Annotated in this window: 11 protein-coding genes; 6 read left to right on the top strand and 5 right to left on the bottom strand. The window is 54.6% G+C overall.

Going from position 1 to position 13572, the window contains the following annotated elements; genetic code table 11:
- Window positions 1-75 precede the first annotated feature (75 nt).
- From ACORLH_RS10575 to ACORLH_RS10560, 4 genes are read right to left on the bottom strand one after another with little or no spacing between them, the layout of a single operon-like run.
- Complete coding sequence (locus tag ACORLH_RS10575; RefSeq protein WP_321832638.1) at window positions 76-1494, bottom strand: DUF1302 family protein; 1419 nt, start codon at window positions 1492-1494, stop codon at window positions 76-78.
- The gene (locus ACORLH_RS10570; RefSeq protein ID WP_321832637.1) at window positions 1494-2273 is read right to left on the bottom strand and encodes an outer membrane lipoprotein-sorting protein; all 780 of its coding nucleotides are present in this window, start codon (window positions 2271-2273) and stop codon (window positions 1494-1496) included. Before ACORLH_RS10570 ends, ACORLH_RS10575 begins: the two co-directional genes overlap by 1 nt.
- Complete coding sequence (locus ACORLH_RS10565) at window positions 2270-3472, bottom strand: MMPL family transporter (protein ID WP_321832636.1); 1203 nt, start codon at window positions 3470-3472, stop codon at window positions 2270-2272. Before ACORLH_RS10565 ends, ACORLH_RS10570 begins: the two co-directional genes overlap by 4 nt.
- Window positions 3473-3509: 37 nt before the next feature.
- Window positions 3510-4781 (bottom strand): efflux RND transporter permease subunit, encoded by a 1272-nt coding sequence (locus tag ACORLH_RS10560; protein WP_321832808.1) that lies wholly within the window; start codon window positions 4779-4781, stop codon window positions 3510-3512.
- Between the two features lie 1165 nt (window positions 4782-5946).
- On the opposite strand from ACORLH_RS10560, the gene ACORLH_RS10555 reads away from it, so the two are divergent.
- The gene (locus ACORLH_RS10555; protein ID WP_321832635.1) at window positions 5947-7692 is read left to right on the top strand and encodes a hypothetical protein; all 1746 of its coding nucleotides are present in this window, start codon (window positions 5947-5949) and stop codon (window positions 7690-7692) included.
- A 10-nt stretch (window positions 7693-7702) separates the two neighbouring features.
- Here ACORLH_RS10555 and ACORLH_RS10550 read toward each other — a convergent pair whose 3' ends face one another.
- Window positions 7703-7918, bottom strand: a complete 216-nt coding sequence (locus ACORLH_RS10550; protein WP_321832634.1) for a hypothetical protein — start codon at window positions 7916-7918, stop codon at window positions 7703-7705.
- Between the two features lie 182 nt (window positions 7919-8100).
- Here ACORLH_RS10550 and ACORLH_RS10545 point away from each other — a divergent pair, with 182 nt between their 5' ends.
- The 5 genes from ACORLH_RS10545 to ACORLH_RS10525 all read left to right on the top strand — a co-directional run bounded on the left by ACORLH_RS10545 (window position 8101) and on the right by ACORLH_RS10525 (window position 13535).
- The gene (locus ACORLH_RS10545) at window positions 8101-8322 is read left to right on the top strand and encodes a hypothetical protein (RefSeq protein ID WP_321832633.1); all 222 of its coding nucleotides are present in this window, start codon (window positions 8101-8103) and stop codon (window positions 8320-8322) included.
- Window positions 8323-8544: 222 nt separating this feature from the next.
- Window positions 8545-10173, top strand: a complete 1629-nt coding sequence (locus ACORLH_RS10540) for an RNA-directed DNA polymerase (RefSeq protein WP_321832632.1) — start codon at window positions 8545-8547, stop codon at window positions 10171-10173.
- 1332 nt (window positions 10174-11505) lie between these two features.
- Complete coding sequence (locus ACORLH_RS10535) at window positions 11506-12837, top strand: DEAD/DEAH box helicase (protein WP_321832631.1); 1332 nt, start codon at window positions 11506-11508, stop codon at window positions 12835-12837.
- A gap of 59 nt (window positions 12838-12896) precedes the next feature.
- Window positions 12897-13106 (top strand): cold-shock protein, encoded by a 210-nt coding sequence (locus tag ACORLH_RS10530; RefSeq protein ID WP_321832630.1) that lies wholly within the window; start codon window positions 12897-12899, stop codon window positions 13104-13106.
- A gap of 183 nt (window positions 13107-13289) precedes the next feature.
- The gene (locus tag ACORLH_RS10525) at window positions 13290-13535 is read left to right on the top strand and encodes a hypothetical protein (RefSeq protein ID WP_321832629.1); all 246 of its coding nucleotides are present in this window, start codon (window positions 13290-13292) and stop codon (window positions 13533-13535) included.
- Window positions 13536-13572: the final 37 nt, after the last annotated feature.

Raw genomic sequence — 13572 nt, 5'->3', positions numbered from 1 at the left:
GGTGTCTTTGCACGGCACAAAAGACAGCCTTGTTGGCATTGTTTAGACGGGTTTGAATTCGTCTTACAGCACCGGTCAGAAACCAACGTGAAGCCCGAAATAGGCGTTACTGTCGTCTTGAAACTGGCCGTAAAACGTCTGCTCGCTGTCCCCATAGAAATGATTGATGCCTACATTTAGGCGCAGCGCATCGGAGGCAGTATAGCTAAGATCCGCGCGCACATACCCGTCCTTGTCGCTTGAGCTGCCAGCAACGAACAGGTTGGCCGTCAACCGCTGGTCAAGGAAGCTGCGGGTCAGGCGCGCGGTGATCACATCGCGGGTTTCTGGCCGCGCAGTCATCCCTGTTGGCAAAGCGGCAAGGTAGGCTGCCTGATCATCCCGTATTTCCTGATAATACTGCAGGCCCAAGGTGGTTTCGCGCGCCACCTCCATCTCGTAGCCAATCAGCCAGCGGGTTTGGCTGTTGGGGATATTGGGATCAGAGCCCGTAAGGTCCTGCTTGCTGTGATAATGGCCCAGCTCCACATTCAGCAGCCCTGGGCCCACGGGGCCGCGCAGGCTGGCGCCAATGACCTGTAGCTGCGGAAAGGTGTTTTCAGCCAGGGCCGTGTCATAGCCAACAGGGCTTTTCCAAAACCCATCGTAGAAATACGCGGCCAACTCAAAGCCCGCGACAGTGCGATACAGGCGCAGCGCCAACTCATCATCTGAAAAGCTGTCATCGGGCAGAGCAACCGGAATCGCCGTACTCCCTATCTGGCTGCCCGCGATGGGGCTGAAGAACGACAGGCGCTCCCCATCGACATAGCGATCGGGATCAAATTGCGGCGTGTAGACCAAGTCGAGATTCACGATGTCGTTGAAGAATGACAGCTTAAGCGCATCAGACGGCGCCTTGAGATACTCGATATCCCGACCGACCAGGAAGCTTTCGTAATCCTTTGGGAAGAGATCGTTGATGAAGAGCAGATCACCGGTGCCCCAGGTAAGGATCTGACGCCCCAATTTGACGTCCACGGAGGCAACTGGGCTAAAGCTGACATTGGCCTGCCGCAGGTCGAGCGCACCAGTGCCCGCATTCAGATCAAGAGACTGGCCCAGCAAAACCGCATCGCCCACCACATCGAAGGCGAGCCGGGTCTGGATCGTTGTGCCGAAACCGGCCTCAAGATGCAGCCGCCCTTCGCCAAGGATGCCTCGCGGCATCAGGGAGTTATCTTGGGTGCGTGCCCCATAGCGCAGATCAAAAAAGCCCGTGAAAATCGCGCTGGGTTCCTCCAATTCGATTGCCACTTGGCCAGATGTGTCGACCCCATCAAGGCCGGCCGGCAGTTCCGGCGCGCCACCAAGGCCCGGGGGCAGCTCAGGTTGCCCCCACAAGCCAGGCGGCAGCTCAGGCTGGCCGCCCAAGCCCGGCGGCAGGGCTGGTATCTCAGCAAAGGCCGGGGGCGCCGCAACAAGGATCAGAACAAGGGCTGTCAGCGCACGCATCAGCGTAGGTGCTCCATCGGCGGGGCCCGCAGGGAGCGCTCGGAAAACAGATCGCTGTCAAAGCCATTGCCATAGCTGACATTGCGGTAGCGCAGCGTGGTGTTGCCGCCCATATCATTGTCGGTCATGCGGATCTGAGTGACCGTGGGCACCCCTTGAATGGTGTTTACGGCCAGCACCTCCATCAAGCGATACAGGGTACCATCGGCCTTGTAGAATTCCATCCGTGTCGGGATCATCGAGTTGCGCTCAATGTAGGTCACATAGGAGGCAAACTCGACCTTGCCGGCCTTGCGGGGTGTGCTGCGCATGACGTGATAGGTGCCATTGGTTTCGACCAATTCGTGCCTATCCTCGTTGGGCAGCCGGCCAGACACATCCTCGTAGAAGAAATGCGATCCAAAGAAGCTGGTGCGTTCGTCGCTGGCCGCTATGCGCTTCAACTGATCCAAGGCGGGCAAATACATCCAGCGATCATCGGCCCCCCGCGTGTTCTTCCAAACTAGGAAGGCCGTGCGGTTCACATCGCTCGGGCGGGTGAAATAGATATACATCTGCTGATCGGCATTGGCTGCACCCTCGTTGCGCCGCAACAGTGCCAGAGAGCGTGATCGCTTGCGCCCCTGATCGTCGACAATGGTCATCGAGACATCCCCGCGCACATCGGCACCAGGATAGTAGATCGCGGCGCTGGCACGGTTCATGATGTCCTGCGCAGATTGTGCCTGTAACTGCGTTGCAAACATCAAGACGAATAGTGTGATGAGAATCTGCTTCATTCAGCGGCCTCCGTTCGGGCGCGTGCAGGCCTGTTAAACAGCCAGCTCTGAAGCAAGGTGATCAGAGCGGGCAGGATCAGCAAGGACGCAAATCCTGATACAAGCAGGATTAGCGATATGAACACGCCCACAGTGTTGTAGGGCGTCAGAGGGGCCAACAGCAGCGGCAAGAAGCCAACACCGACAATGATGATATTGCGATAGATCGCCCGGGCGGGTTCCCCGGTGACGCCCTGCAAGGCGTCTTTCCAGTTAAGTGTAGCGGCCTCGAGAGCGCGGCTGCGCTGAACGAAATGAATGGCATAATCGATCGCCAGCCCCAGGCTCAGGGAAGACAGCACGGCAATGGGCATGTCGTAATCCTTCCCGACAATCCCCAACAGTCCGTAGATCACCCCGATGGACAATGTCAGCGGCACCATGGACAGAATGCCCCAACTCACCGAGCGGAACAGCAGCACCATCATCGCCAGCACGATGACAAAACTGCTCAGAAAGGCAGTAAGCATCCCAGCCACCATTTCCTGCTGCCAGACGACGTTGATATAGGTCAGCCCGAACCAGTCATGGGACAGGGCGGCAGGTGGCGGGTTTTCGGCGATCCATGCATCGACCGCTTCGGAAACGGCCACCATGTCCGCATTGTCGCCGCTGCGCAGTTGGAACCACAGGTTTGCCTGCCGGAAATCGGGCGTCACGAAGTGCCACAAATCCGTGGGGCGGTGGCTGCTTTCAAAGGTCAGCAAGGTTTGGGCAACTGCGCTCTGGCTGTCAGGGATCCGGTAGTCTTTTGCCTCGCCGAGGTTCAATTCGCGATGAACGGTCTTGATGATCTCGTTAACGCTGTTGGTTTTGCCCACATTGGGATGGTCCTGGGCATGGGCCTGGAGCGCCTCAATCCAGCGCAACACTTCGGGCGACTTGAACAGCTCGGCCTCAGCTGCCTTGGCATCAAGCAGGTCCAAGGCCGCCAGCCAGGCAGCGTGGCTTGCATCATCGGTCTCCTCGACCATGCGCTCTTCAGCCAACGCATAAAGATCATTGAGCGGCTCTGACAAACGCGCCTGCAGGTCTGATCGCGCCGGTTCCGGCAGGGCCTCGACCTCGGCGGCATCAAGTGCTGCAAACGGGCCCGCGTCAAAAGCCAGATAGGCCATGTAGGTGCCGGCGAAGCGGGCATTCAAATCCGCATCGGCCACCCGGATTTCATGGCCAGCATGAAACCACTTTACCGGGTTATCGTTGATCTGGATGCGGCTGATCCCGTAGTAGGACACACCATAAAGTGCCAGCGCCCCCCCCCAGCACGACATACTTGCCGTGATAGGCAAACCGGCCCATCCCATGCAAAAACCGCGTCAAGCGCGTCGTCTCGATCTCGACCGCACTCTTTCGACAAAACTGCTCAATGTGCCGCTCGGGCATCAGCACGAGATAGGCAGGCACCAAAGCCATCGTTGCCAGCCATGCCAGCAACACCCCCAACGCCACGAATATGCCGAACACCTGCACGGGCGGGATATCTGCCATCGCCAGAGAGGCAAAGCCCACCGCCGTGGTCAAAGAGGTGAACAGCATCGGCTTCCACAGATCCTGCAGCACATGAGCCAGCGTCTTTTGGCGATCCTTGTAGCGCGGGTAGGTATCATGAAACGCCGAGAGCAAATGCACCGCGTCCAGCACGGCTATCGGCATGATAAAGATCGGGATCATCGAAGACATGATGTGCACCGTATTGCCGGTGATCACCAATGCGCCCATCGTCACCAGCACCGACACCATGGCCACCACCATCGGCGCGATGATCACATTCCACTGCCGGAAGAAGAACCACATCAAGCCGTAGATCAGCATCATCGCTGCGGGAGCGGAAATCGCCATCTGGATGAACATCTCGATGCCGAATTGATCCTGTGCAATCGGCAGCCCCGTGATGTGATAGGTGTCGCCATTGTCAAAGGTATCGATCGCCGCGCGCAGCTGTTTGGCCACAAGGTAGCTGTCTTCCTTGTGATGGATCGGAACGTAAAGCGCGAGCGCATCCCCCGCCTCTGATATCAGAGAATTGTCCAGCATTGGCATCGCCTTGGCGTTCCGGGCCACCTCCAGCGCGGCTTCCGCATCCGCGGGCGGGCTCTCCATCAGCCAGCGAAACTGTACTGCGCCCGCTCCATCTTGCGCCACGTAGTCCACCATGCCAGGGGCGATAATTTCTGCTGACACGGCCCCGCGCGGCAGGCCATCGTCCTGCCAGGTTGCAGCGCGGGCCACCTCTGTTAGGTGATCGATATCCGCCAGCGTTTCGGGGGTGAATACGCCCCGCTCGGGATTGACCACGCCGACCACGATCATGTCGTGCAGATCAAAAAGAGCCTTCATCTCATTGTGAAACACGCGCACGGGAGCCTCGGCCGGCAGCATGTTTTCAGGATCTGTGTCGATGGTCAGCGGGTGCAGGGCCCGGGCCACGCCTGTGCTGAAGGTGGGCGCCAGCACCAAAGCCAGCATCAGGGCCACAAGCCCCCCGCTCAGCCAGAACCAGAGCTTTGGCCGCGCAATCGCATGCCGTGAAATAGCGTTCATACCGTCAGGCGCAATCGATTGCATTTTGATCCCCACAAAGTCGATCTTGTAAACAAATTCTATCGAATGGCATGGGCATTTAAAACCGACATTTTGGCGTGGTCACTTCAACTGCGGACATTCTCAGTGGCACCTAGGTTGTTAAGGATAGTCTTGTTGGCATGGATGAGACGAGTTCGCCTTCGCCTGACAGCACCGCTGGTTTGTTATTGAAAGCAATGGCTTGGTGGCCATTGACTGGGGGGGGCACCCCTTTGGCGGTGCGTGTGGCGTTGGATTGTTATGCTTGCATCTTAACCAAATCTGAACCTGTTGCGGGTCTCCCTGTCATACACGGTATCACAGCCCACCCGGCCTAGCCCAATGACACGCCAAATTGTTCTCTATACAAAGCCTATAAACGTCGCATTTTTCGACTGCTTGACTGCACAGTCGCCCCGCTACGGCGTTAGCGCCTGAAAATTTACAATCACGCTTTGAGTAGCTCTTTTGGCTGGAACTCCCCGGATACGCTGGCAAGGCGTTGAGCCAGTTCGGGCAAGGCCAAATGGCAAAGGTGACGCTGCTAGGACTAAATTTAAGGTCAACCAATGGCAGCGATGCGCAGAAAGCAGACTTTGCAAAGTTTGGCGAACGACCCACACGGGTCATTGGCTAGGGTCTCCATTGCGGCAGTGCGGCTTCCCGATACCGGACCTTCATGGTACCGCGCAGCCTATCGAGAAGCCCAAGGTCAGCGGTACGGTCGCTGCGGCTGTGCCAATATCTCCTCTACGCTCGGAACGGGCTCTGTTAGATCCTTTTACTCAATGATGGACGACATTCACGCATAAGATGCAGCATGTGTGCATATTGAAATGATGTCTCGTAGGAAAGAGACGTGATGAGCGCATTGTCTGAACTCAATGTAGCGGGCAAGGCTTTACTAATTTGCGCTCCTATCTAATCGAAACAGCCAAACGACGATGGGCTACCAACTACAGATTGGCCAACCAAAAAATAGGAGTGTTGCAACTGTCGACAATTATGGCGTGCATGCGCTACAAATCTTAGGTTAGATTGCCGACAAAATACTTACAGTTGACGCGAGATGACGACCCTTATCACACTCTACAAAGTCCTATTTCCAGATGAGTCCGCTAAAACGAGCCCATTTGACGATCCGCCGCTACTGCCTGCAGATATTTTTGCGTTTACTGGCTACGCGCTGGAGAAGTCAGGCGCGTATCACCACGTTGCCCCTGACGTTCCATACTTAGTTTCGTCTAGTTATCGGCGGCTGGAGGTGACCGATAAGATGCGGGACGATGCGATAAAATTAGGCAAGGCGTGGCGAACAGCACCTACCGGTGCAGGTCGACGTTTGCCAATGCCACCCAATGGTGTGGTGCAGACCTGGAAACAGCTTGAAAAATTTCAAGATTGGGAAATGTTCGCCGCTTTAAGTGAAGACGCAGAAGCGCCTGAGTGGTGGCATATTTGCCTTAAACTTTTAATGATTGCTGATGAGGCAAGTGCAGACAGCGGCTTCAAGCAAGGTAATGTCTTCACAAGAATCGTGAACGAAGCATACGTCGAAGAGGACCTTGTTAGTGGTGAGACTTTCCGCCGCATTCAGAGTGCGCCCAAATCGTTATCCACTGCCTCTGAGGATGTGGTTTGCGTACAGCCCAAAAGTCGGACGCCATCGGTCGGATGCACCTTGCGCTCACTTTCCCACCACTTGGCCTTATTGCCACCTAAAGGAGCAGTTAAAGCCAGATGGATCGAACCGCCTCTAGGCGCGACTTCGGACGAGCAGGACGGCAATCTGGGACTTTTGCTAATACCGTTTCCCTATCGAATCTCGAAAACGTCGTTTCGTTCCGCTGGTGAAGAATCCGGAGGCCACTGGGGTTGGTTCGATGCAGATCAAAACTGGCTTCCCACGCCTGAAGACTCAGTTAGCAGAGAAGAGTTTGTAAAATTTGTTCAGGGCCTTATCCAGAAAGCTCGGGACGATGGCCAACTGGTTAGTGGAGTTGTGTTTCCCGAACTCTCGCTTGATTATGGATTATTCCTAGAAGTCGGTAATGCGCTTGCTAAGGATGAGGGGATCGACTTCATAATCTCCGGAATCTCCAACGACAAAGGTGGCCGACCAGGAAACTTCGTTGCAATCGCGCCGTTTTTTCTTTTTAGGGATGCGGAATGTAAATCATTGCAAAGTTGGGAGCCATTGGCGCTTGTTCGAGAAAAGCACCATCGGTGGAAATTAAATGGATCCCAAATTTCCGACTATGACCTTGAGCTAGACGGAGAAAAAAGCTGGTGGGAGAATCTCACGATCCTTTCTCGCAGCTTGGACTTAATAGTATTCAAGGGCGACACGACCTTAACCACACTCATTTGTGAGGACTTGGCTCGCGTTGATCCGTGCCAGGCAGTGATTAGAGCAATTGGCCCAAACCTCTTGATTGCACTGTTGATGGATGGTCCTCAGATTATTCAGAGGTGGCCAGGTCGATACGCAAGTGTATTGACAGAGGATCCGGGTACGTCAGTCTTGACCTTCACCTCACTTGGCCTGATATCCCGGCAAAATGATGTCGGGAAGTTTCCACAAGCATGCGGTATCGCTCTCTGGAGCGACGAGATAAAAGGCACAAAGTCAATCGAACTCCCCCGCGAAGCAGACGCTGTTGTACTTGGACTAACAAAACGGCCAAAAAATGAGCGTACACTAGACGGTAGAGAAGATAACTACTGTTCTCATGTCTGGGTCTACTCGAACCACTCTGCAGTCAGAGCTCAAAGCCTGCCGGACTGGGTTCGCAGCGGAACTGCAAAGAGCTAGCCTTTAACCCTCAAGAGCCTTTCAGGCCGATCATTCCATAGTCTTCGCGAGCGCGTTTCTTGAATTTCTCAAGGATCCGCGCTTCTTCAATGCGTTCTGGCGTCTCCGGCTGCAAGCTAGCACCTAGGGCTGCTTTTTTAAGTCGTGATTTCGCCTCACGTGTCACTTTGCTATAACGAACTCTGACGCTTCGCATTCCAAGGGCTCCAATCTGCACTGCTTCCATGACCGAAAGACTTATGGAATGAACTTAAAACAACTGAACGTTCTCCAGTTGGACGGGATGATGCCATGTGATCACTGACATACACCTAAAATAGTGCGCGCGTCAAAGGCTGTCCACCCCTCGCAAGACTGAAGCGCTCCGGGTTTGCCAGAGGTTCTAACTTTTGATTACGATGGAGCATCATGAGCAAGACGAAGATCAAGTTTTCTTCTGAAGTGCGCGAGCGTGCAGTGCACCTGGTTCTCGACAATAAGGGGCAGCCGGGGTTCCAGGGTGTGATCCTGGCTGAGCGTCCGCTTCCAGGGTCTGGCAAGGCGGCGTTCGCAAATGCAGAGAAGGTCCGGGATCCGTCTGAAGCGAGTATTATTAATGTCCGCTTTGGGCTGGAAGCAGTCAATCGCTAAGCTTTCCACCAGAGTCAGTAATGCGCAGAAAGCGACGTTCGCAGGGTCTGTCAGGTTGCTCGAAAGCGACTGTTGGTTGAGTATCATTGATTGAAAGATTGGACCTAGGGCTTCAGTCTTCTAACACCACTGGACTCCTGCTACCTTAGCTTGCAAAATTCGCGCGAACCGACTTCATTGTCTAGGTCAAGTTGTTACAAACAGTCATTGAAAGGCCCTACCTTGCAAGTTTCGCGCGATCACTTTTTGAGAGCAGCACATGAGATCGGCCAGAGCGGCGATAACGATACGCTTCCATATGATATCGATGCTGGCTTCATTCGGGACAAAGCTGAAGAATTCGCGGATCTTTGCTTCGCCCTATTTCAAGAAATTGACGTTAAGGAACCTGCTGAGGCAAAAGGTTTCTTGAACGGGCTCACGGTCGTCGCGGAACGACTTCTTGCGCCGTCTGGTTCCAACGGGTTTAGGATAACGACGAAGGTTCACCCATTTTGGAACCTGTATCTGAATGGTCTCGGTCTAGCCATTGCTGAAGCGAATGAACCAAACCGCAGCGATAGGGTCCACTCTTACAGATTGGGAATGGAGGTGCCTGCCTTCTTCGACAGAACCCGCTCTTGGCGAACCTATAAGGAAACAACCCTCAAAGAAGAGGCGTTAAAGGAAGACGGATGCGTGGTCGTTCAAACGGATATTTCCAGTTTCTACGAACATATCTACCACCATCGTTTAGAGTCCGTTATCAAGGACTTGGCCGACGAAAATTCGACGGTTGCCCTGCAGATTGATCGCATCCTGAGTAAGCTTGCATCCGGACGATCCTTCGGCCTTCCAGTGGGCGGTCAGTGTGCACGTGTTCTTGCCGAGGTGATGATGACGCCTATCGATCAGGCGCTTACCGATGCAGGAATAATCTGGCATCGCTACGTGGATGACTTTACGCTGATCTGTGCAAATCGCCAGCAAGCCTACAAGGCGCTATCAGATCTTTCTCACGCGCTAGCCGACTACGGTCTTTCACTCAACCGAACCAAGACTACTACCCTGAGTTCGAAGCACTACGCCGACTATGTTGCGGCACAACTTGGCCAAGGCGAAGATGCGAGCGCCGACCTAAGGGAATTGGATTTGCACTTCGACCCTTATTCCGATACCGCGCAGACAGAGTATGAACAACTCAAAGACTCGTTCAAAAAGATTGATGTGCAGTTCCTGATTGATCTCGAAAAAGAAAAATCGCAGCCAGATACTTTCGTCGTCGCCCAAATCAGTCGAGCCTTAAAATTCCAAGAACCCACAGTCGCCGCTCAGTTATGCGAAACGCTGTTGGATGTGAAAAATCTGGACTCGTTTCGCGCGTCTTGGTCCAAGATTATGCGTGGTGTCTACGCTGTTCGGGCAAACGATGAATTCTCGAGTTTCCACGCTCAAATAGATCACCTTCTTGATCGAGTGATAGATGCGACTCCGCACTTGCTAATGCCGGAAGCCAACCTATTGCATTTCCTGCGCGCCATTCGTTTCGTGCGAACACCTGCTCGAGGTCCGTTTGTTAGATGGACCTTTAACAGCAGTTCTTCGTCCGCAGTAGGCCGAGCTTGCATTGACTGCTGGCAGCACTGGCAGGATCGTGCGAACTTCATGCGCATTCGTAACCAGTGGCAAAATCTGAAGCCTGACGAGCAACGGATGCTCTGGCTCGCCGCCGGAAACTTCGGCTCCGAAGGCGAACATGCGCGCGGTCAGCTTCGCGGATCGCTAACACAATCTTGGCGTCTTGGTTTCGAACCTGATGAGGGACCGACATTCGCCAAATGCTACCGAGACTGGGTGAAAAATGACGCTTAGAAGACTCCCCTTTCGCGACCCTAGGACAGTGGCAAGGGATATTCCAGGCGTCCTTGATGTTCTTTTCCCGCGCCTCAGTGGGAGCTTGGTCGCGGCGCTGAACCGAGACGCGTTCCAATACCCTGGCTTGCAACCAGTGCCGACGGAGTTGGTGGACCAAAGCCTACTTCAAAAGGCCATGCTTTTTGAGCTTGCGATAGCTCGCGCGGAACTTATCCTTTCTGGCCAAACGGAGCCAATGTGGGGCGAGTGCATTTCCATCGCATTGGAAAGGCAAAGCCGACACTACGATGCTCGGCCGCCTGACTCGATCGAGGTCAGCGACCAGAAGGCCGCTGAGCATGCGGCTCGAAACCTAATCTCGATGCTGAACTACGCCTCCAGAACGAATAGTGCACCAATTGAGCGGTCTCCCATCATTCCTGGAATGGGATGGATTGCCTCTGGAACCGGAGATTTTGCGATCGGCAAAGTCTTGGTGGAAGTGAAACACACGGACCGAAACTTCGTGGCAGGCGACTTTCGTCAAGTCTTGATGTACTGGCTCCTAAAGTATGCGAATTCAATTGAAGGCAATGAGGAAATTTGGACAGATTGCTTACTCCTGAACCCCCGTCGAAACTGTGGCCTCGCCGTCAATTTTGACAAATTGCTCCAGTCCGCCTCCTCGAACTCCAATAGAGTTGAGCTTTGCGAGGCGCTTCGTTCGATCGTGGAACATGATATCGCTCGGAGGTAACATAACTCCCGCAAAGGAAATCCCACGAAGGGAACGCCTAACCGACTTCGGCGAAGGTCTGCTTCCTAACTTACTTTGGCACAAGTCCAAGGCCGCTTAGGGCTGACAAAAGCCATTCGAGCCGGTTGCGGCGAACGGCAGTGACGAACCCAGTTTGCCTGATGCTGTGCGCACGGCAAACGAACGGTAAGCGCAGTGGAACAGACATTGTAAAGTCGCGTTTTTCAGTCGAACTCATGATCGATCCCGATCCAAGATGCTGAGATATGGGCCTTAATTCCGGATCCAGGTTGTTGCTCTCGCACATACGGACTTTCGGCCCGCTGGACTGGCAATTGTTGTCTTAGAACAACTTTTGCACCGAAATGAGTCGTTGCTTTCTTAATCTTTGCCCTGTAGGTGAGTCTCAACGCCGCGTGTGGATGACCAAATCAGCGGCAAGATATTCTCGTCCGTGATCCCCAGATCGTTGTCTTGAGTAGCTCCATGAGAGCACAGAAACGACGGCGGCTATTTCATACGAGCTTCCCAGAAGATTAGAGAGACCAAGTGCCGGCTGCGGCTAACCGCGCACGGCACGAGACCAAACGCTTTTGACGAAATTTGACACCCTCGGCCTGTCCGAGCCCATCCTGAAAGCCATCCAAGCCGAAGGATATTCGACCCCCACGCCCATTCAGGCCAAGGTCATCCCGCTGCTTCTATCCGAATGCGACGTTATTGGTATTGCCCAGACCGGCACGGGAAAAACCGCCTCATTCGTGTTGCCCCTGTTGCACCGGATCGAGCATGAGAAATCAAAACCAGCACCGAAACATTGTAAGGCCCTGATTCTGACGCCGACGCGCGAGCTTGCGGCACAGATCGTGGACAACATCCGCGCTTACAGCCAGTTCAGCCGCATTTCCACGACACTTGTCGTCGGCGGCGTGCGCCCCAGCGGGCAGATCAAAGCCCTCAGCGGTGGTGTAGACATCGTAGTGGCGACTCCCGGTCGCCTGCTGGACCACCTTGGCACAGGCGTCATTAATCTCACTGCGACCAATGCTATCGTGGTGGACGAAGCCGATCAGATGTTAGATTTGGGCTTCCTGCCCAGCATCCGCAAGATTATGGCCAAGCTACCTGAGAAACGCCTGACGGCGCTGCTTTCGGCGACCATGCCGGGACAGATCAGAAAGCTTGCCGATGACTTCCTGAACGATCCGGCAGAGGTTCAGGTGGCGGCTGTTTCAAAGCCGATTGAACGGATCGCGCAGAGCGTCCGGCATGTGGCCAAGCAGGACAAACGCCGCGCTTTGGCAGGTATTCTGTCGGACAAAGCTGTTCACCGCGCGGTCGTTTTTACACGCACCAAACGCGGGGCTGATAACGTCTGCAAACACTTGATTGCAGCCGGGATCAACTCCGCCGCCATTCACGGGAACAAAAGCCAGCCTCAGCGCGAACGCGCCATGGCAGGGTTCCGGTCAGGCGCAACGACCGTCCTTGTGGCCACCGATATTGCGGCCCGGGGGATCGACATCGACGATGTATCCCATGTGGTGAATTTTGAGCTTCCAAATGTGCCGGAATCCTATGTCCATCGCATCGGCAGGACCGCCCGCGCAGGCAGAACCGGAACCGCGATTTCGCTGTGTGATCGGGAAGAAATGCCCCTCCTGCGGGATATCGAAAAGCTGATCGGAAACAGATTGCCAAGCGGTTCAGAAACGCAAGATGCGCCTGTGAAACGCAGCCGCGTTGCGAAGCCGCAAAAGCCCTGCACCGCCAAAACTGCGCCGTCGCCAAAACCTCGAACGGTTAGTCACGCAACGCGTCAGCGGAACGGGCATCAACAACACAAGATTGATCCTGCCCAAGCGCAGGACGGCCTTAAGCGAATGCTCTCCAATATTGGTGAGTTCACCCAAACTGCTGCCTGAACGCAGCAAGCAGCCCGGCCAATCCTGGCGGGCGCACATGTCATTGAAAGGATAATCTAATGACGACCGGAACAGTAAAATGGTTCAACGAAACTAAAGGCTTTGGCTTCATCGAGCTGGATAACGGCAGTGGTGACACATTTGTGCACATCAGCGCCGTGCAGCGCTCCGGCCTCGACAGCCTGAAAGAAGGCGCAAAAGTCGGCTTCGATATCATCGAAGACCGAATGAGCGGCAAGTCGTCCGCTGAAAATCTGCAGCTGCAGTAAATCCTACCAATGCGCTATCCGGCGGCCGCTCCGGTCGCTGGGTGGTGCAAATCAAAAAGAAGAACGCCTGCTCGCGACAACATTGTTTGCAGAATAGGCACCTATTTGCCCTAGTTTCCCTGTCTCATTCCAGACAGGTCCAGAGCAAAACCTTCCCCATTGCCAATAAAAGGAAAAACAAAAATGGCTTTGAAGATCAATCAACTCAACGAGCAATCCGTAACCGGCATTCTGGATGGTGCGTACACCTTTCAGGTGACCGCTTCTGAAGACAGCATAACGGCGCACATCAGTAACTGGACTTGCACGCTTGCTGGCCGGGTTGCGTGCAACGTCGGCGCTATGCGCAGCAGTGCTTATGAAGCTCTGGCGCGTTATCGCGAGGAACAGAAACAATCTCTGAGCAATCAGGAATTATCGGTCGGCTGAAAAGACCGGACGACGAGAGGTTGCTTTCAAAGCTCAG

Origin of the sequence: Thalassovita sp., assembly GCF_963691685.1 — a bacterium.
Taxonomy (GTDB): Bacteria; Pseudomonadota; Alphaproteobacteria; order Rhodobacterales; family Rhodobacteraceae; genus Thalassobius.
This window is presented reverse-complemented; position numbering and strand designations above follow the sequence as displayed.

What these genes read in the sequence shown, in the direction of transcription:
- ACORLH_RS10575 (WP_321832638.1), bottom strand. Translation starts at nt 1,494, where the DNA reads ATGCGTGCGCTGACAGCCCTTGTTCTGATCCTTGTTGCGGCGCCCCCG.
- ACORLH_RS10570 (WP_321832637.1), bottom strand. Translation starts at nt 2,273, where the DNA reads ATGAAGCAGATTCTCATCACACTATTCGTCTTGATGTTTGCAACGCAG.
- ACORLH_RS10560 (WP_321832808.1), bottom strand. Translation starts at nt 4,781, where the DNA reads ATGCTGGCTTTGGTGCTGGCGCCCACCTTCAGCACAGGCGTGGCCCGG.
- ACORLH_RS10555 (WP_321832635.1), top strand. Translation starts at nt 5,947, where the DNA reads ATGACGACCCTTATCACACTCTACAAAGTCCTATTTCCAGATGAGTCC.
- ACORLH_RS10550 (WP_321832634.1), bottom strand. Translation starts at nt 7,918, where the DNA reads ATGGAAGCAGTGCAGATTGGAGCCCTTGGAATGCGAAGCGTCAGAGTT.
- ACORLH_RS10545 (WP_321832633.1), top strand. Translation starts at nt 8,101, where the DNA reads ATGAGCAAGACGAAGATCAAGTTTTCTTCTGAAGTGCGCGAGCGTGCA.
- ACORLH_RS10530 (WP_321832630.1), top strand. Translation starts at nt 12,897, where the DNA reads ATGACGACCGGAACAGTAAAATGGTTCAACGAAACTAAAGGCTTTGGC.
- ACORLH_RS10525 (WP_321832629.1), top strand. Translation starts at nt 13,290, where the DNA reads ATGGCTTTGAAGATCAATCAACTCAACGAGCAATCCGTAACCGGCATT.